Source organism: Klebsiella sp. CN_Kp104, from assembly GCF_040064515.1.
Taxonomy (GTDB): domain Bacteria; phylum Pseudomonadota; class Gammaproteobacteria; order Enterobacterales; family Enterobacteriaceae; genus Klebsiella; species Klebsiella aerogenes.
The window spans coordinates 63,900-81,687 of the sequence record NZ_JBEAII010000036.1 but is presented as its reverse complement, the minus strand read 5'-3'; the positions used below and the strand labels follow the sequence as shown (position 1 = coordinate 81,687).

Genomic DNA, 17,788 nt, shown 5'->3' with positions numbered 1-17,788 from the left:
CGTCAGATAGCTAAGCGTAGGCCGGGTAAGCGAAGCGCCACCCGGCAATAATTTTAAAAAGGGGCTTTTGGCCCCTTTTTTGTCTTTATTCTGGAGAATTTATTATGGCGAAAGAATTCGGTCGCCCGCAGCGCGTGGCCCAGGAGATGCAAAAAGAAATTGCCATCATCCTGCAGCGTGAAATCAAAGACCCGCGTCTGGGCATGATGACCACCGTTTCCGGCGTAGAAATGTCCCGTGACCTGGCCTATGCCAAAGTGTATGTCACTTTCCTCAACGACAAAGATGAAGCCGCGGTGAAAGCGGGCATCAAAGCGCTGCAGGAAGCGTCTGGTTTTATCCGCTCTCTGCTGGGCAAAGCGATGCGCCTGCGCATCGTGCCGGAACTGACTTTCTTCTACGACAACTCGCTGGTCGAAGGGATGCGCATGTCCAATCTGGTTACCAGCGTGGTGAAACACGACGATGAGCGTCGTGTGAACCCGGACGACAGCAAGGAGGACTAATGAGTCGTCCTCGTCGTCGCGGCCGCGACGTGCACGGCGTATTGCTGCTGGATAAGCCTCAGGGCGCCTCCAGCAACGATGTGCTGCAGAAAGTAAAACGTATTTATAATGCCAACCGCGCTGGCCATACCGGCGCGCTGGATCCGCTGGCTACCGGTATGCTGCCGGTCTGCCTTGGCGAAGCGACTAAGTTTTCCCAGTATCTGCTGGATTCTGATAAGCGTTATCGCGTGATCGCCAAACTTGGTCAGCGTACGGATACCTCCGACGCCGATGGCCAGGTGGTGGAGGAACGCCCGCTAACCTTTAACGAAGAACAGCTGGCGGCGGCGCTGGATAGCTTCCGCGGCGAGACTCAGCAGGTGCCGTCGATGTACTCGGCGCTGAAATATCAGGGTAAAAAGCTGTACGAATACGCTCGTCAGGGCATTGAGGTTCCGCGTGAAGCCCGGCCGATTACGGTCTATGAGCTGCTGTTTATTCGCCATGAAGGCGATGAACTGGAGCTTGAGATCCACTGTTCGAAAGGTACCTACATCCGTACGATTATCGATGATTTGGGCGAGAAGCTTGGCTGCGGCGCGCACGTGATTTTCCTGCGTCGCCTGGCGGTGAGCAAATACCCGGTCGAGCGGATGGTGACCCTGGAGCAACTGCAGGCGCTGGTCGAACAGGCGGCGGCAGAGGATATTCCCGCCGCTCAACTGCTTGACCCGCTGCTGATGCCGATGGATAGCCCGGCGTCGGATTACCCGCTGGTTCATATTCCGGAAACTTCCGCGGTCTACTTTAAAAACGGTAACCCGGTTCGTCAGTCAGGCGCGCCGCTGAACGGGCTGGTGCGAGTGATGGAAAGCGAGTCCGGCAAGTTCCTCGGTATGGGCGAAATCGACGATGAAGGCCGCGTCGCGCCTCGTCGTCTGGTGGTGGAATACCCACAGTAAGCGCTTTTGTTGCGATAAAAGCCTGCTACGAGTAGAATATCGCCGCTTAACGTCCGCTAAAGTGTTTTAACATTTTCGGGCGTTGCATCAGGGGTTGCTGAATTAGAGATCGGCACCCTTTCTTTACTTATAATTTTGGAGTTTGAAAATGTCTCTAAGCGTTGAAGCTAAAGCACAAATCGTTTCTGAGTTCGGTCGTGGCGCAAACGACAGCGGTTCTACTGAAGTTCAGGTTGCACTGCTGACTGCACAGATCAACCACCTGCAGGGTCACTTTGCAGAGCACAAAAAAGATCACCACAGCCGTCGTGGTCTGCTGCGCATGGTTTCTCAGCGTCGTAAACTGCTCGACTACCTGAAACGTAAAGATGTTGCACGTTACTCTTCGCTGATCGAGCGTCTGGGTCTGCGTCGCTAATTCTGCGAGTTTCAGAAAAAGGGGCCTCACGGCCCCTTTTTTCGACCAGGCGGCAGCAATTCATTAAAAACTCATGTATTGTTGCTATTAATGATCTTCATGCAGAGGTTCGCGCGGCTAATGAGAGGCTTCATCCGCAGGGGCGGGTAAAGGTTGTCATTAGTCGCGAGGATGCAGAGGATCGGGTCATCAGGCGCGATATCGTAGATATGGCGTCATTTTTAGATAAAAGGATAGAATTTTGCTTAATCCGATCGTTCGTAAATTCCAGTACGGCCAGCACACCGTAACCCTGGAAACCGGCATGATGGCGCGCCAGGCAACGGCCGCTGTGATGGTTAGCATGGATGACACCGCGGTCTTCGTTACCGTTGTGGGTCAGAAAAAAGCGAAGCCGGGCCAGGACTTCTTCCCGCTGACTGTTAACTACCAGGAGCGTACCTACGCTGCCGGTAAAATCCCAGGTGGCTTCTTCCGTCGTGAAGGCCGTCCAAGCGAAGGCGAAACCCTGATCGCGCGTCTGATTGACCGCCCGGTTCGTCCGCTGTTCCCGGAAGGCTTCGTTAACGAAGTCCAGGTTATCGCTACCGTTGTTTCCGTTAACCCGCAGGTTAACCCGGATATCGTCGCGATGATCGGCGCTTCCGCAGCGCTGTCGCTGTCCGGTATTCCGTTCAATGGCCCAATCGGCGCCGCTCGCGTGGGTTACATCAACGACCAGTACGTACTGAACCCAACCCAGGAAGAGCTGAAGTCCAGCAAACTGGATCTGGTGGTTGCCGGTACCGAAGCGGCCGTACTGATGGTTGAATCCGAAGCTGAACTGCTGAGTGAAGACCAGATGCTGGGCGCGGTGGTCTTTGGCCACGAGCAGCAGCAGGTTGTTATTCAGAACATCAACGATCTGGTGAAAGAAGCCGGTAAACCGCGTTGGGACTGGCAGCCGGAAGCCGTCAACGAAGCGCTGAACGCGCGCGTTGCTGCGCTGGCTGAATCCCGCCTGAGCGATGCTTACCGTATCACCGACAAACAAGAGCGTTACGCTCAGGTTGACGTCATCAAATCTGAAACCATCGCGACGCTGGTTGCTGAAGATGAAACCCTGGACGCCAACGAACTGGGTGAAATCCTGCACGCTATCGAGAAAAACGTCGTCCGTAGCCGCGTACTGGCAGGCGAGCCGCGTATCGATGGCCGCGAAAAAGACATGATCCGTGGTCTGGACGTTCGTACCGGCGTATTGCCGCGTACTCACGGTTCCGCACTGTTTACCCGTGGCGAAACTCAGGCGCTGGTTACCGCGACTCTGGGTACCGCACGCGACGCGCAGAACATCGACGAACTGATGGGCGAGCGCACGGACTCCTTCCTGTTCCACTACAACTTCCCTCCGTACTCCGTAGGTGAAACTGGCATGGTTGGTTCTCCGAAGCGTCGTGAAATCGGTCACGGTCGTCTGGCTAAGCGCGGCGTTCTGGCCGTAATGCCGACAATCGACGAATTCCCGTACACCGTTCGCGTGGTATCTGAAATCACCGAATCCAACGGTTCTTCTTCCATGGCTTCCGTCTGTGGCGCATCTCTGGCGCTGATGGACGCTGGCGTGCCGGTGAAAGCCGCCGTTGCGGGTATCGCAATGGGTCTGGTGAAAGAAGGCGATAACTTCGTCGTACTGTCCGACATTCTGGGTGACGAAGACCACCTTGGCGATATGGACTTCAAAGTTGCGGGTTCTCGCGACGGTATCTCTGCGCTGCAGATGGATATTAAAATTGAAGGTATCACCAAAGAAATCATGCAGGTTGCTCTGAACCAGGCTAAAGGTGCGCGTCTGCACATCCTGGGCGTGATGGAACAGGCGATTAACGCGCCGCGCGGCGATATCTCCGAATTCGCACCGCGTATCCACACCATCAAGATCAACCCGGACAAGATCAAAGACGTTATCGGTAAAGGCGGTTCTGTTATCCGTGCCCTGACCGAAGAAACCGGCACCACCATCGAAATCGAAGATGACGGTACCGTGAAGATCGCAGCGACCGACGGTGACAAAGCTCAGCACGCTATCCGCCGTATCGAAGAGATCACCGCTGAGATCGAAGTTGGCCGTATCTACAATGGTAAAGTGACCCGTATCGTTGACTTTGGCGCATTCGTTGCCATCGGCGGCGGTAAAGAAGGTCTGGTTCACATCTCTCAGATCGCTGACAAGCGCGTTGAGAAAGTGACTGATTACCTGCAGATGGGTCAGGAAGTACCGGTTAAGGTTCTGGAAGTTGACCGTCAGGGCCGCGTACGTCTGAGCATTAAAGAAGCAACTGAGCAGGCTCAGCCAGCTAACGCGCCGGAAGCTCCGGCCGCAGAGCAGGGCGAGTAAGGTTGCCGATTGCCCTCCGCTTCGGCGGAGGGTCTATTCCGGGCAGGATGCCTTTTTGCAGCCGGGGAACTGGACGTTCATCCAATCGTTGTCTTCGGGAGTGGGAAATGAAGCCTTTTCTGCGCTGGTGTTTCGTGGCGACAGCTCTCACGCTGGCAGGATGCAGCAACTCTGCCTGGCGTAAGGACGCCGTCCTCGCGGTACCATTGCAACCGACTTTGCAGCAAGAAGTGATTCTGGCGCGCATGGAACAAATTCTTGCCAGTCGGGCTTTAACCGATGACGAACGCGCACAGCTTTTATATGAGCGCGGAGTGTTGTATGATAGTCTCGGTCTGAGGGCATTAGCGCGAAATGATTTTTCACAAGCGCTGGCAATCCGACCCGATATGCCTGAAGTATTCAATTACTTAGGCATTTATTTAACGCAGGCAGGCAATTTTGATGCTGCCTATGAAGCGTTTGATTCTGTACTTGAGCTTGATCCAACTTACAACTACGCGCACTTAAACCGCGGCATCGCTCTGTATTACGGTGGCCGTGCTAAGTTAGCGCAAGATGATCTGCTGGCGTTTTATCAAGACGATCCCAATGATCCTTTCCGCAGTCTGTGGTTATACCTCGCCGAGCGTAAGCTTGATGAGAAGCAGGCGCTTGAAGCACTGAAACAGCGCTTCAACAAGTCGGACAAAGAGCAATGGGGATGGAACATTGTCGAGTTCTACCTTGGCGACATTAGCGAAAAAGAGCTGATGACCCGTCTGAAGGCAGACGCAACGGATAACACCTCGCTCGCTGAGCATCTCAGTGAAACCAACTTCTATTTAGGTAAGTACTACCTAAGTCTGGGGGACAAGGACAGCGCTACGGCACTGTTCAAACTGGCGGTCGCTAACAACGTTCATAACTACGTTGAGCACCGATACGCATTGTTGGAATTATCGCTCTTGGGCCAGGAGCAAGATGACCTGGCAGAATCGGACCAGCAATAGCTGACGAACACACATCAGCCCTTTTTTTGATTGCCATCACCTTCGCGGGTGAGGGCGTTGTTGTTCGTTAATACACCTACTTTGAGCCGGTTCACACTTTTCAATGAAAATTACTCTAAATTTTCACGATGAGTTATGTAGACTGGCCGCCATTAATTTTGAGGCACACGTACTACATGGCTGAATTCGAAACCACTTTTGCAGATCTGGGCCTGAAGGCTCCTATCCTTGAAGCGCTTAACGATCTGGGTTACGAAAAACCATCTCCGATCCAGGCTGAGTGCATTCCGCATCTGCTGGACGGCCGCGACGTTCTGGGTATGGCCCAGACCGGTAGCGGTAAGACCGCAGCGTTCTCTTTACCGCTGCTGAATAACATCGATCCTGAGCTGAGAGCACCACAGATTCTGGTGCTGGCGCCGACCCGCGAACTGGCGGTACAGGTTGCTGAAGCAATGACGGAATTCTCTAAACATATGCGCGGCGTAAACGTGGTTGCCCTGTACGGCGGCCAGCGTTATGACGTGCAGCTGCGCGCCCTACGTCAGGGGCCGCAGATCGTTGTCGGTACCCCGGGTCGTCTGCTGGACCACCTGAAGCGCGGTACGCTGGATCTCTCTAAACTGAGCGGTCTGGTACTGGACGAAGCAGATGAAATGCTGCGCATGGGCTTTATCGAAGACGTAGAAACTATCATGGCGCAGATCCCGGAAGGTCATCAGACCGCTCTGTTCTCCGCTACGATGCCGGAAGCGATTCGTCGCATTACCCGCCGCTTCATGAAAGAGCCGCAGGAAGTGCGCATTCAGTCCAGCGTCACCACGCGCCCGGACATCAGCCAGAGCTACTGGACTGCTTACGGCATGCGTAAAAACGAAGCGCTGGTGCGTTTCCTGGAAGCGGAAGACTTTGATGCGGCGATTATCTTCGTGCGTACCAAAAACGCGACCCTGGAAGTGGCAGAAGCGCTGGAGCGTAGCGGCTATAACAGCGCCGCGCTGAACGGCGATATGAACCAGGCGCTGCGTGAGCAGACTCTGGAGCGCCTGAAAGACGGTCGTCTGGATATCCTGATCGCCACCGACGTTGCGGCCCGTGGCCTGGACGTTGAGCGTATCAGCCTGGTTGTGAACTATGACATCCCGATGGATTCCGAATCTTACGTTCACCGTATCGGCCGTACCGGTCGTGCGGGTCGTGCGGGTCGCGCGCTGCTGTTCGTTGAGAACCGTGAGCGTCGACTGCTGCGTAACATCGAACGTACGATGAAGCTGACGATCCCTGAAGTAGAACTGCCGAACGCAGAACTGCTGGGCAAACGTCGTCTGGAGAAATTCGCCGCTAAAGTTCAGCAGCAGCTGGAAAGCAGCGATCTGGACCAGTACCGTGCGCTGCTGGCGAAAATCCAGCCGACCGCGGAAGGCGAAGAGCTGGACGTGGAAACGCTGGCCGCTGCGCTGCTGAAAATGGCCCAGGGTGAACGTTCTCTGATCGTTCCGCCGGATGCGCCGATGCGTCCGCGTCGTGAATTCCGCGATCGTGATGACCGTTTCGAACGTCGTGGCGACCGTAATGACCGCGGCCCGCGTGGCGATCGTGAAGATCGTCCGAAGCGTGAGCGTCGTGACGTGGGTGAAATGGAACTGTACCGCATTGAAGTGGGCCGTGATGACGGCGTTGAAGTTCGTCATATCGTTGGCGCGATCGCTAACGAAGGCGACATCAGCAGCCGCTACATCGGCAACATCAAGCTGTTCGGTTCTCACTCCACCATCGAACTGCCGAAAGGTATGCCGGGCGAAGTGCTGCAGCACTTTACTCGTACCCGCATCCTGAACAAGCCGATGAACATGCAGCTGCTGGGCGATGCGCAGCCGCGCACCGAACGTCGTGGCGGCGGCGAGCGTCGTGAAGGCGGTCGTGGCTTCGGCGGCGAGCGTCGTGAAGGCGGTCGTAGCTTCGGTGGCGAACGTCGTGAAGGCGGTCGTGGTGAAGGTCGTCGTTTCAGCGGCGAACGTCGTGAAGGCGGCCGCGCGCCGCGTCGTGACGATGCTTCCGCGCCGCGCCGTGATGATTCCGCGGGTCGTCGTCGTTTCGGTGGCGATGCGTAATAAGCGCAATCCGTTAGCGTAAAGTAAATAATACAGCCCCGATCGTCATGATTGGGGCTTTTTTTATTTCTTTTGTACTCGTGTACTGGTACAGTGCGTCATGCTCAACGTGAGCGAAGTATTTTCGACTGGAGATTTCGGCAAATGGCGACACTAACCACTACGGCCACCCGACCGTCTTTATTTGGCGGCGTGGTGATTATCGGCGGCACAATTATTGGCGCGGGCATGTTCTCGCTGCCGGTGGTCATGTCCGGCGCGTGGTTTTTCTGGTCGCTGGCGGCGCTGGTTTTTACCTGGTTCTGCATGCTGCACTCCGGTTTGATGATTCTGGAAGCCAACCTTAATTACCGGATTGGCTCCAGTTTCGACACCATTACCAAAGACCTGCTCGGCAAAGGCTGGAACCTGGTGAACGGCGTGTCGATCGCCTTTGTGCTGTATATCCTGACCTACGCCTATATTTCGGCGAGCGGTTCGATCCTGCACCATACCTTCAGTGAAATGTCGCTGAACGTACCGGCGCGCGCGGCGGGCTTCGGCTTTGCACTGCTGGTGGCCTTTATCGTCTGGATGAGCACGAAAGCGGTGAGCCGCATGACGGCTATCGTACTGGGCGCTAAGGTGATTACCTTCTTCCTGACCTTCGGCAGCCTGCTGGGGCACGTTGAGCCGACGACGCTGTTTAACGTCGTGGAGAAGAATGCCTCCTATGCGCCATACCTGCTGATGACGCTGCCGTTCTGCCTGGCCTCGTTTGGCTATCACGGTAACGTGCCGAGCCTGATGAAATATTATGGTAAGGATCCGCGCACCATTACCCGCTGTCTGATTTACGGTACGCTGCTGGCGCTGGGTCTGTATGTGGTCTGGCTGCTGGTGACGATGGGTAATATCCCTCGTCCGCAGTTTATCGGTATCGCCCAGAAGGGCGGCAACATTGATGTGCTGGTGCAGGCGCTTAGCGGCGTGCTGAATAGCCGCGGTCTGGATCTACTGCTGGTGGTGTTCTCCAACTTTGCCGTCGCCAGTTCCTTCCTCGGCGTGACGCTGGGGCTGTTCGATTATCTCGCGGATCTGTTTGGCTTTGACGATAGCGCGATGGGACGCTTTAAAACCGCGCTGTTGACCTTTATCCCGCCGATGATCGGTGGGCTGGTGAAACCAGATGGTTTCCTTTACGCCATCGGCTATGCCGGCCTGGCGGCGACGGTTTGGGCGGCGATTGTGCCGGCGCTGCTGGCTCGCGCTTCGCGTAAACGCTTCGGCAGCCCACAGTTCCGCGTTTGGGGCGGAAAACCGATGATTGCGCTGATCCTGCTGTTCGGGCTCGGCAACGCGGTGGTGCATTTCCTGTCGAGCTTTAATCTGTTGCCGGTTTATCAATAACCGCATTGCCCGGTGGCGTGACGCGCACCGGGCTTACCACGTCGCTAACCTAACAATTCCTCTTTCACCTGCATCGCTAAATCAAACGAATGCAGGCGCGCCTGGTGGTCGAAGATCTGGCCGTTGACCATGATTTCGTCTGCTTCCGTTTCGCGAAGAATCGACGCTAACCCATGGCGAACTTTAGTCTTATCGCCAACCAGCGACATGCTCAATGCCTGCTGTACACCATACTGCTCGGACGCTGACCACAGTTGATGCATATTTTCCACCGGCGGCGGCAACTGCCCGGTTTCACCGCGGCGCAGCTTAACGAAGGCCTGCTGCATCGAGGTAAAGAGGAACTCCGCATCGCGATTACTATCGGCGGCGATAATATTGATACATACCATCGCGTACGGTTTTTCCAGCCGCGCCGAAGGTTTGAAGTTGCTGCGGTACAGATGCAGCGCCTGGAATAGCATGTCCGGCGCGAAGTGAGAGGCGAAGGCAAACGGCAGACCAAGCTGCGCCGCCAGCTGCGCGCTGTACAGGCTTGAGCCCAGCAGCCACACCGGAATTCGTTCGCCATAGCCGGGAACCGGGCGCACCTGCGGATTAGCCTCGCGGGCGTCAAACCAGTCCACCAACTCCGCCACATCGCGCGGGAAGTTATCGACATCACCGCTCATATGGCGACGCAGCGCGCGCATGGTCGGCTGATCGCTGCCCGGTGCGCGGCCAAGGCCGAGATCGATACGTCCGGGATACAGCGTATTCAGGGTGCCGAACTGTTCGGCGATCACCAGCGGCGAGTGGTTTGGCAACATTACGCCTCCGGATCCCAGATGCAGGGTGGTGGTATTGGCGGCAAGATAGCCAATCAACACCGAGGTCGCCGCGCTGGCAATACCCACCATATTATGGTGCTCAGCCAGCCAATAACGGTGGTAGCCGCGGGATTCCGCCAGTTGGGCGAGAGCAAGAGAATGGGAAAAGGCTTCTTTAGCAGAAGATCCCTGCGGGATCGGCGCCAGATCGAGCACCGAGAACGGAATGGTTTTATCAGTCATAACAGCTCACTTTGTCGACGGTGAATCTTTTAATAGTGCATTAAAAATTAATAACCGTTGTTAACAAAGTGAGCTTTTACACTTCACCTTACGCCTGCAGCTCCAGCCCGGCCAGCCGTTTCCAGTAGCCGTTGCAATCGCTGTTAGCGGTGAGATCCAGCGGCGCAGCGCCATTTTCGTTGGCGCGGAAGGCGTCGAGCATGGCGAAGGTCTCGCTGCCCATCGGCGACAGGCGCACCATATCCACCAGACCGTGCATCGAGGTTAACTCGTTGCCAAGGTTATAGACGTAGCCGCTCATCGTCTGAATGCCGTTAAGCACAAACACCTGCTGGTTCTCCTGCGACAGCATGCTGCGCCCGGTTGGGTACTTGATGCAGCAGGTTTCGCATTCGTCTTTTGGCCGGTCTTCCGAGCGGGCGGTAAAGCAGCGCGCGGAATAGGCCAGCGGCAGATGGCCGTAGCTCAGCACTTCGACTTCAAACTGGTTGCGAATACCCAGCTCTTCGCACTGGGTCAGTAAATTAGCCAGCCAGTCGCGGGAAAGCTCCACCGGCATGCACCAGCGCGTCATACCCTGCTTCAGCAGCAGGCGCAGGGTGACGGCGTTGTAGCAGTTCAGCGCATGACCGGCGACGAAGGGCAGCTTGCGTTCGGCACAGAGATTGACCACGCCGAGGTCGCTGGCTTCAATCAGGAATTCGCCGTTCTCGACATAGCGCTTCAGCTCGCCCAATTCGGATGAGGCCTGCACCAGCGCGAGGGTGGAGAGCACCACCTGCTTGCCGCTACCGGCCAGCGCTTTCGCCATTTCGATCCAATCGCCGACTTTGGTCGCGCGGCGCTTGCTGCATACCGCTTCGCCCAGATAAATGGTGTCAGCGCTACAGTTTGCCGCCTGCTGGTAAAAATCTGCCAGCGTCTCTTTTGGCCAGTAGTACAGCACCGGCCCTAATGAATATTTCATGTTTCTCACTGCCATTTACGGTGATAGGCGCCAAGGGTGGTTTGCGTTCCTTCGGACATCGAACCAAGGGTTTCCATCCATGCAGATTGCGGCACGAAGTTCTGCGGATCGGCTTTACAGCGATCGATCGCCTGACGCCAGACTTTCGCTACCTGGGTGACGTATGCCGGGCTGCGCTGGCGGCCTTCAATTTTTACCGAAGCGATATTGGCGGCCATCAGTTCTGGCAACAGTTCCAGGGTGTTGAGGCTGGTGGGTTCTTCCAGCGCGTGGTAGCGCTCGCCGTCGACCAGGTAGCGGCCTTTGCACAGCGTCGGATAACCGGCATTCTCGCCATCCTGATAGCGATCGATCAGCACTTCGTTAAGGCGTGACTCCAGCCCCTGCGGCGTTTGCTGCCAACGGACGAAGCGCGCAGGCGAACAGGCGCCGACGGTATTTGGCGATTCGCCGGTGAGATACGACGAGAGATAGCAGCGGCCTTCCGCCATGATGCATAAGCTACCGAAGGCGAAGACTTCCAGTGGAACCGGCGTGGCGCGCGCTAACTGTTTCACCTGGTGAATGGATAACACCCGCGGTAGTACGACGCGGGCGACGTCAAAGTTGCGGTGATAAAAACGTATCGCCTCTTCGTTAGTGGCGGACGCCTGCACTGAAACGTGACGTTCAATGTGCGGATAGCGTTCCGCAGCGTACTCCAGCATGGCGATATCGGCGAGGATGAGCGCGTCGGCGCCCAATTGCGCGGCCATATCCACAGCACGCTGCCAACGGGCATAACCGTCGGGATGGGCGAAGGTGTTAATCGCGATATGTAGCTTGCGGCGATGCTGGTGCACAAAGCTGACGGCTTCCTGTAATTTCTTTTCGGTGAAATTAAGGCCGGCAAAGTGGCGGGCATTGGTGTCATCTTTCAGCCCGATATAGACGGCATCGGCGCCGTTTTCGATGGCCGCCTTAAGTGCCGGGAGGTTACCGGCGGGGCAGAGCAGCTCCATAATTTTTCCTGAAAAACGCGGCCGGTCAGGGACGCAAAATGGTTAACGAGCTGGGATTTTAGTTAACCTTCTGGTGACAATTTTTGATTTGAGGCAGTTAAAAGCGTATTGGTGGGCTCAATAGCTGGCGGCCATCATCGCGATTTTGTTGATTTACGCCGCTATGTCGTTTATTTGATATGGCACAATAGCGAAACTATTGCATGCATGGAGTGAAGCTTGTGTTGGATGAACTGCGTTCCCGGCTGGTCCGTTTTGGCCCGTCTTTAATGAGCGTGCCGGTTAAGCTGGCGCCTTTTGCCCTCAAGCGCCAGGTGCTGGAACAAGTATTGAGCTGGCAATTTCGCCAGGCGCTGGCGGATGGAGAACTGGAGTTTCTCGAAGGTCGCTGGTTAAGTATTAATGTGCGCGATATTGGCCTGCTGTGGTATACCTCGGTAGTCGACGGTCGCCTGGTGGTCAGCCAGCAGGCTGACGCCGACGTCAGCTTTAGCGCCGATGCCAGCGATCTGTTGATGATTGCCGCGCGTAAACAGGATCCGGATACGCTATTCTTCCAGCGTCGTCTGGTGATTGAAGGTGATACCGAGCTGGGTCTATACGTGAAGAACCTGATGGATGCCATCGAGCTGGAGCAGATGCCGAAAGCACTGCGCGTCATGCTGCTGCAGATGGCGGATTTTGTCGAAGCAGGCCTGAAGAGCCCGCAGAAACCTGAACAGACATCGGTAGGTGAGGCATGCTGATTCGAGTGGAAATTGGGATTGATGCGCCGGGTATCGACGCGCTGCTGCGCCGTACGTTCGGCAGCGACGCGGAAGCGAAGCTGGTGCACGATCTGCGTGAAGATGGTTTGATCACGCTGGGCTTAGTCGCCACTGACGATGAAGGCCAGGTAGTTGGCTACGTCGCCTTCAGCCCGGTCACCGTCGAAGGCGAAGAGCTGCAGTGGGTCGGTCTGGCGCCATTGGCGGTAGATGAAAGCTATCGCGGCCAGGGTATTGGCCGACAGCTGGTCTACGAAGGGCTGGATTCATTAAATGAGTTTGGCTACGCCGCGGTGGTCACGCTGGGTGAACCGGCGCTGTATGGCCGTTTGGGCTTTGAACCCGCCGCCGCGTTCGATTTACGCTGCCGTTGGCCGGACACCGCTGAAGCCTTCCAGGTGCACCGTCTGGCGGATGACGCGCTGCAGGGCGTACACGGTCTGGTTGAGTACAGCGATCATTTCAATCGCTTCTGAGCCCCTCCAGCAGGGTCTCGAACGAACCATCCCCGGCAACGAGGCGCTCTTTCTGGCGCTTCGTTAGCTGCTTGATGCGATACTCCAGCCGCAGAGCGAGTGAGTGGTCACCAACTTTCTGACTAAACGCCAGCGCCAGTTCGCCTTTGCCGCGCAGCGCTTTCGCTCCTTTGCCTTCCTGATGCTGAAGAAAGCGGCGCGGAACATCGGTGGTGATGCCGGTATACAGGCGGTTATCAGCGGTTCGAATAAGATAGAGAAACCAGCACACGGTAATAACGTCAGTCTGTTAGGGTGTGTGCACCATAGCATAATGGAGAATAAAGATGGATACGCTTGCCGCGATTAGCCGCTGGCTGGGTAAACAGCACGTCATCACCTGGTGCGTCGCGCGTGATGACGAGCTGTGGTGCGCCAATGCGTTTTATGTTTACGACCCGGATAACGTCGCTTTTTATCTGCTGAGCGACGAAAAAACCCGCCACGGCCAGATGACCGGCGAACACGCGAAGGTTGCCGGGACGGTTAACGGCCAGCCAAAGACCGTTGCCTTGATCCGCGGCGTGCAGTTTAAGGGTGAGATCCGCCGCCTTCACGGTGACGAAGAGGCTGAGATGCGCAAGCGCTACGTCAAGCGCTTCCCGGTCGCCCGCATGCTGTCGGCGCCGGTGTGGGAGATCCGTCCCGACGAGCTTAAATTTACCGACAACACGCTGGGTTTTGGCAAAAAGCTATATTGGCTGCGCGACTCAAGCCCCGAGCAGGCGTAGCGCCTCGCGATTGAACGCCGGCAGATCGTCTGGGGTTCGGCTGGTGACTAACTGATCGTTATCAAGCACCACTTCCTGATCGTAAAACTCACCGCCGGCGTTTTTTACGTCGACCACGATAGGTTTAACCGCCGTGAGTTTACGCCCGCGAATGACATCTGCGCTGATGAGTAGCTGCGGGCCGTGGCAGATGGCAAAGACCGGCTTACCGCTATTCACGAAGTCGCGAGTAAAAGTGACGAAGCGCTCATCACCCCGCAACTGGTCCGGTGAATAGCCGCCAGGCAGCAACAGGGCGTCAAACTGCGCCGGCGTCACGTCATCAATCGCTTTATCGATCGCCACTTCAGCCTCGCCTTGTTTCCCTCTTACCGTTTTTCCGGCCTGCTTCTCAATCGTCACGACCTGATGCCCGGCAAGTTTAAAGGCCTCGGCAGGAGAGGTGAATTCGGCGTCCTCAAAGTCGTCGGTGATTAGTACGGCAATCTTTTTACTCATTCTTCCTCCGATCTTTTGGCAGTGAATGAGGCATTTCCATGATGATGGTGGATACTTACCTCGTAAGCTATTAAGCCTGGAATATGTGGGGCAAAGTGCAAGGCAGACAATTCCGTAAGGAGATTCGATGAGTCAGGTATTATTAACCGGCGCGACTGGTTTAGTTGGTGGGCACTTACTTCGTCTTCTACAGAGTGAGCCGGGCATTAGCGCGATTACCGCGCCAACGCGCCGTCCCCTTGCTGTGGCGGAGGGGGTATTCAATCCACACGATCCGCAGTTGACCGATGCACTGGCGCAGGTGGTTGATCCTGTCGATATCGTATTCTGCTGCCTGGGCACCACGCGCCGGGAAGCGGGGAGTAAAGAAGCGTTTGTGCATGCTGACTATACGCTGGTGGTGGATACGGCGCTGGTCGGGAAGCGTCTCGGAGCGCAACATATGCTGGTGGTCAGCGCGATGGGCGCCAATGCGCATTCGCCCTTCTTCTATAACCGCGTGAAAGGAGAAATGGAAGAGGCGCTGATTGCGCAGGACTGGCCGCGGCTGACCATTGCCCGTCCTTCGATGTTGCTGGGGGATCGGGAGCATAAACGCGCCAATGAAACGTTCTTTGCACCGCTATTTCGTTTTCTGCCTGGAGACTGGAAAGCCATTCAGGCCCGCGATGTAGCGACTGCCCTGCTCGCGGAGGCGCTGGCGCCGAGCCATGAAGGCGTCCAGATCCTGACCTCGTCTCAGCTACGGGAACGCGCTGCCCGGCAGGCGGATTAACCATTTTCAAATTTGGGCTGCAGGCGTAGTATTCACCTCCTTATTTGTTATCACTTCTCCCTGGGGAATGCTATGGCTGGTCAGTCTTCATCTCAGGCGGCATCACCATTTCAATGGTGGAAACCCGCGCTGTTCTTTCTCGTCGTTATCGTTGGTCTGTGGTACGTCAAATGGCAGCCGTATTACGGTAAAGCCTTTACGGCCGCGGAAACCCACAGTATCGGTAAATCTATTCTCGCGCAGGCTGATGTAAACCCGTTGCAGGCGGCATGGGATTACGCGATGGTTTATTTCCTCGCGGTCTGGAAAGCGGCGGTGCTCGGCGTGCTGCTTGGTTCGCTTATTCAGGTGTTGATCCCACGCGACTGGCTGCAGAGGACGCTTGGGCAATCTCGTTTTCAGGGCACGTTGCTGGGAGCGATTTTTTCGCTGCCGGGGATGATGTGTACCTGCTGCGCCGCGCCGGTCGCCGCTGGTATGCGTAAACAGCAGGTGTCGATGGGCGCAGCGCTGGCGTTCTGGATGGGCAACCCGCTGCTGAACCCGGCAACGCTGGTCTTTATGGGTTTCGTGCTCGGCTGGCAGTTTGCTCTGATCCGGCTGGTGGCCGGGCTGGCGACGGTGCTGGTGGTGGCGACGCTGGTGCAAAAATGGGTAAAAGAGGCGGCGACGCAGCCGGTAGCGGCAGAAGACGTTAGCCAACTGCAGCGCGATGAGGGCACTTTTATCAGCCGCTGGCTGCGCGCGCTGTGGTCGCTGTTCTGGAGTACGATCCCGGTTTACATCCTCGCGGTGCTGGTACTGGGCGCGGCGCGGGTCTGGCTGTTCCCGCACGCCGAGGGCGCGGTCGATAACACGCTGTTCTGGGTGATCGCAATGGCGATAGCCGGTTGCCTGTTCGTTATCCCGACGGCGGCGGAAATCCCGATTGTGCAGACGATGCTGCTGGCTGGAATGGGCACCGCGCCGGCGCTGGCGCTGCTGATTACGTTGCCGGCGGTGAGCGTGCCGTCGCTGGTTATGTTGCGTAAGGCGTTTCCGGCTAAAGCGCTGTGGCTAACCGGTGGGCTGGTGGCGTTATGCGGGACGATCGTCGGCGCGCTGGCGCTGGTGTAATTTATCCGGAGCGGGGCTGTGGCCCCGGCGCCGGATTTTGCGCCGGGTGGCGGCTAACGCCTTACCCGGCCTACGGTTCGTGCGGCCTGCCGTTAATTTATACTGCCGGTGCTGGTGGCCTCAAAATCGCTGAGACGTTCCCGGAAGGCCGGGGCAGCCCGCATGGATGCGGGCTGAGGGCCGTGATTTGCACGGACGCTGCCTCGGCCCGACCCGAAGCCTGCAGGGATAAGTCGAAGGTACCACGAAGTGGCGATTTTGGCGGCCAGAGCCCGGGAGTACAGAGGGCGGCGGCGACTGGCCGCCCTCTGTGCGCTCCCTGCGCCACGGAAAACATATTGCATATAACTCAACCAGGAGCGCAATGTTCTCTGAAGCGACACGCGATAAACGCTTTTCTCAAGCTAAAAGGTTGCCAACCGATAACAGTATCTACAACGGATACAGGGCGTTTATTTAATATAGGTAAACGCGGTGGTGACGCGGCTCACGCCGCTAACCCGGCTGGCGATATCCGCCGCCGCGCGGCCTTCGCGGTCGGTGACCAGGCCCATCAGGAACACTTCGCTATTTTCGGTCGTCACTTTCACATTGGAAGACTTCACCTGATCGCTGCCCAGCAGTTGGGAACGAACTTTGGTGGTGATCCAGGTATCCGACGACGCGGTGCCTAAGCCAATCGGCTGGCCTTGACGCACTTCATTGAAGACTTCGGTAGTCCCTTCAACCCCCATCGCGATTTGTTTGGCGCGTGAGGAGAGATCGGCGGTCGGCGACTGGCCGGTCAGCAGGACTTTGCCCTGATAAGCGGTGACGTTAATACGCGCTTCTTTCTTAATCTGTTCATCTTTCCCTAAGGCACTGTTAACGCGTAGCTCCAGGGTGCTGTCATCAACCTGCGTACCGACCGTACGTGGGTCCGTTGCCGCTTTGGTGCCGACGGCTGCCGTACCGACTACCGCTGCGGCGACGCAGCCCTGTAGCAGTAGCGCAGAAAGCAGGATGGCGAGGGGCGAGAGAGCCTTCATGTGTTCTCCTTATTCGTCCTGGTGTGGAAAAAGCGTGTTATCAATCAAATCGCACAGACAATTGACGGTGAGCATGTGCATTTCCTGGATCCGCGCGCTGCGGTGTGAAGGAATGCGGATTTCAACGTCCTGCTGACCTAACAGGCCAGCCAGCTCGCCGCCGTCGTAACCGGTTAACGCCACGATAGTCATATCGCGGGTGACCGCCGCTTCCACGGCTTTCACGATATCCCGGCTATTGCCGCGCGTAGAAATCGCCAGCAGTACGTCGCCGGCGTGTCCCAGCGCGCGCACCTGTTTAGCATAGATTTCATCATGCAGGCGATCGTTGGCGATTGCGGTTAAGACCACATTATCGGTATTTAGTGCAATGGCGGGTAAACCAGGGCGCTCTGTTTCGAAACGATTGATCATGCTGGCAGCAAAATGCTGTGCGTTGGCGGCGGAGGTGCCATTACCACAACAGAGGATTTTGTTGCCGTTAAGCAGCGACTGAACGAGCGTCATAGCCGCGCGCGAGATGGCGTCCGGGAGCGCTTCCGCGGCGGCGATTTGGGTTTGAATGCTTTCGGTAAAGCAGGCTTTAATTCTGTCGAGCACG

General features: G+C 56.6%; 20 protein-coding genes. 13 read left to right on the top strand and 7 right to left on the bottom strand.

The window, feature by feature from the left end; translation table 11 throughout:
• The first annotated feature begins 104 nt into the window (after positions 1–104).
• The 8 genes from rbfA to mtr all read left to right on the top strand — a co-directional run bounded on the left by rbfA (position 105) and on the right by mtr (position 8,737).
• Complete coding sequence (gene rbfA / locus ABLU80_RS18680) at positions 105–506, top strand: 30S ribosome-binding factor RbfA (protein ID WP_002918248.1); 402 nt, start codon at positions 105–107, stop codon at positions 504–506.
• The gene (gene truB, locus ABLU80_RS18675) at positions 506–1,450 is read left to right on the top strand and encodes a tRNA pseudouridine(55) synthase TruB (RefSeq protein ID WP_015369526.1); all 945 of its coding nucleotides are present in this window, start codon (positions 506–508) and stop codon (positions 1,448–1,450) included. The genes rbfA and truB overlap by 1 nt, the downstream gene beginning before the upstream one ends.
• Positions 1,451–1,598: 148 nt before the next feature.
• Entirely contained in the window at positions 1,599–1,868 is a 270-nt protein-coding gene (gene rpsO / locus ABLU80_RS18670; protein WP_015369527.1) for a 30S ribosomal protein S15, read from the top strand.
• Positions 1,869–2,109: 241 nt separating this feature from the next.
• The gene (pnp, locus tag ABLU80_RS18665) at positions 2,110–4,245 is read left to right on the top strand and encodes a polyribonucleotide nucleotidyltransferase (protein ID WP_020077840.1); all 2,136 of its coding nucleotides are present in this window, start codon (positions 2,110–2,112) and stop codon (positions 4,243–4,245) included.
• Between the two features lie 107 nt (positions 4,246–4,352).
• Positions 4,353–5,237 (top strand): lipoprotein NlpI, encoded by an 885-nt coding sequence (gene nlpI / locus ABLU80_RS18660; protein WP_020077841.1) that lies wholly within the window; start codon positions 4,353–4,355, stop codon positions 5,235–5,237.
• A 103-nt stretch (positions 5,238–5,340) separates the two neighbouring features.
• A complete protein-coding gene (yrbN, locus tag ABLU80_RS18655; RefSeq protein WP_086538083.1) occupies positions 5,341–5,421 on the top strand; it encodes a protein YrbN in 81 nt (26 codons plus the stop codon).
• On the top strand, positions 5,414–7,348 hold the full coding sequence (locus ABLU80_RS18650; RefSeq protein ID WP_015369531.1) for a DEAD/DEAH family ATP-dependent RNA helicase: 1,935 nt from the start codon (positions 5,414–5,416) through the stop codon (positions 7,346–7,348). Before yrbN ends, ABLU80_RS18650 begins: the two co-directional genes overlap by 8 nt.
• A gap of 144 nt (positions 7,349–7,492) precedes the next feature.
• Positions 7,493–8,737 carry a tryptophan permease gene (gene mtr, locus ABLU80_RS18645; protein WP_015369532.1) on the top strand — a complete coding sequence of 415 codons (1,245 nt, stop codon included), beginning with the start codon at positions 7,493–7,495 and terminating at the stop codon, positions 8,735–8,737.
• Positions 8,738–8,781: 44 nt separating this feature from the next.
• On the opposite strand, the gene ABLU80_RS18640 is transcribed toward mtr, so the two are convergent.
• The 3 genes from ABLU80_RS18640 to ABLU80_RS18630 all read right to left on the bottom strand — a co-directional run bounded on the left by ABLU80_RS18640 (position 8,782) and on the right by ABLU80_RS18630 (position 11,757).
• A complete protein-coding gene (locus tag ABLU80_RS18640) occupies positions 8,782–9,789 on the bottom strand; it encodes an LLM class flavin-dependent oxidoreductase (RefSeq protein WP_015369533.1) in 1,008 nt (335 codons plus the stop codon).
• Positions 9,790–9,877: 88 nt separating this feature from the next.
• Positions 9,878–10,756 (bottom strand): U32 family peptidase, encoded by an 879-nt coding sequence (locus tag ABLU80_RS18635; RefSeq protein WP_048229796.1) that lies wholly within the window; start codon positions 10,754–10,756, stop codon positions 9,878–9,880.
• A 5-nt stretch (positions 10,757–10,761) separates the two neighbouring features.
• On the bottom strand, positions 10,762–11,757 hold the full coding sequence (locus ABLU80_RS18630; protein WP_004206164.1) for a peptidase U32 family protein: 996 nt from the start codon (positions 11,755–11,757) through the stop codon (positions 10,762–10,764).
• A 221-nt stretch (positions 11,758–11,978) separates the two neighbouring features.
• On the opposite strand from ABLU80_RS18630, the gene ABLU80_RS18625 reads away from it, so the two are divergent.
• Positions 11,979–12,503 (top strand): SCP2 domain-containing protein, encoded by a 525-nt coding sequence (locus tag ABLU80_RS18625; RefSeq protein WP_015369536.1) that lies wholly within the window; start codon positions 11,979–11,981, stop codon positions 12,501–12,503.
• Entirely contained in the window at positions 12,497–13,000 is a 504-nt protein-coding gene (locus ABLU80_RS18620) for an N-acetyltransferase (RefSeq protein ID WP_015703593.1), read from the top strand. The genes ABLU80_RS18625 and ABLU80_RS18620 overlap by 7 nt, the downstream gene beginning before the upstream one ends.
• On the opposite strand, the gene ABLU80_RS18615 is transcribed toward ABLU80_RS18620, so the two are convergent.
• Complete coding sequence (locus tag ABLU80_RS18615) at positions 12,987–13,277, bottom strand: GIY-YIG nuclease family protein (RefSeq protein WP_026612209.1); 291 nt, start codon at positions 13,275–13,277, stop codon at positions 12,987–12,989. The two genes, ABLU80_RS18620 and ABLU80_RS18615, sit on opposite strands and share 14 nt — an antisense overlap.
• 49 nt (positions 13,278–13,326) lie before the next feature.
• On the opposite strand from ABLU80_RS18615, the gene ABLU80_RS18610 reads away from it, so the two are divergent.
• Positions 13,327–13,770, top strand: a complete 444-nt coding sequence (locus ABLU80_RS18610) for a YhbP family protein (protein WP_015369539.1) — start codon at positions 13,327–13,329, stop codon at positions 13,768–13,770.
• Here ABLU80_RS18610 and ABLU80_RS18605 read toward each other — a convergent pair.
• Positions 13,750–14,268, bottom strand: a complete 519-nt coding sequence (locus tag ABLU80_RS18605) for a type 1 glutamine amidotransferase domain-containing protein (RefSeq protein WP_015369540.1) — start codon at positions 14,266–14,268, stop codon at positions 13,750–13,752. The genes ABLU80_RS18610 and ABLU80_RS18605 overlap by 21 nt on opposite strands.
• Positions 14,269–14,395: 127 nt before the next feature.
• Between ABLU80_RS18605 and ABLU80_RS18600 the strand changes: the two genes are divergently transcribed.
• Positions 14,396–15,043, top strand: coding sequence for an NAD(P)H-binding protein (locus ABLU80_RS18600; RefSeq protein ID WP_213795827.1), 648 nt, complete (start codon positions 14,396–14,398; stop codon positions 15,041–15,043).
• A gap of 72 nt (positions 15,044–15,115) precedes the next feature.
• A complete protein-coding gene (locus tag ABLU80_RS18595; protein ID WP_213200108.1) occupies positions 15,116–16,159 on the top strand; it encodes a permease in 1,044 nt (347 codons plus the stop codon).
• Between the two features lie 452 nt (positions 16,160–16,611).
• Here the strand turns inward: ABLU80_RS18595 and dolP are convergent, their stop codons facing one another.
• Positions 16,612–17,187, bottom strand: a complete 576-nt coding sequence (dolP, locus tag ABLU80_RS18590) for a division/outer membrane stress-associated lipid-binding lipoprotein (protein ID WP_015369543.1) — start codon at positions 17,185–17,187, stop codon at positions 16,612–16,614.
• Positions 17,188–17,196: 9 nt separating this feature from the next.
• A complete protein-coding gene (gene diaA / locus ABLU80_RS18585) occupies positions 17,197–17,787 on the bottom strand; it encodes a DnaA initiator-associating protein DiaA (protein WP_015369544.1) in 591 nt (196 codons plus the stop codon).
• Position 17,788 lies beyond the last annotated feature (1 nt).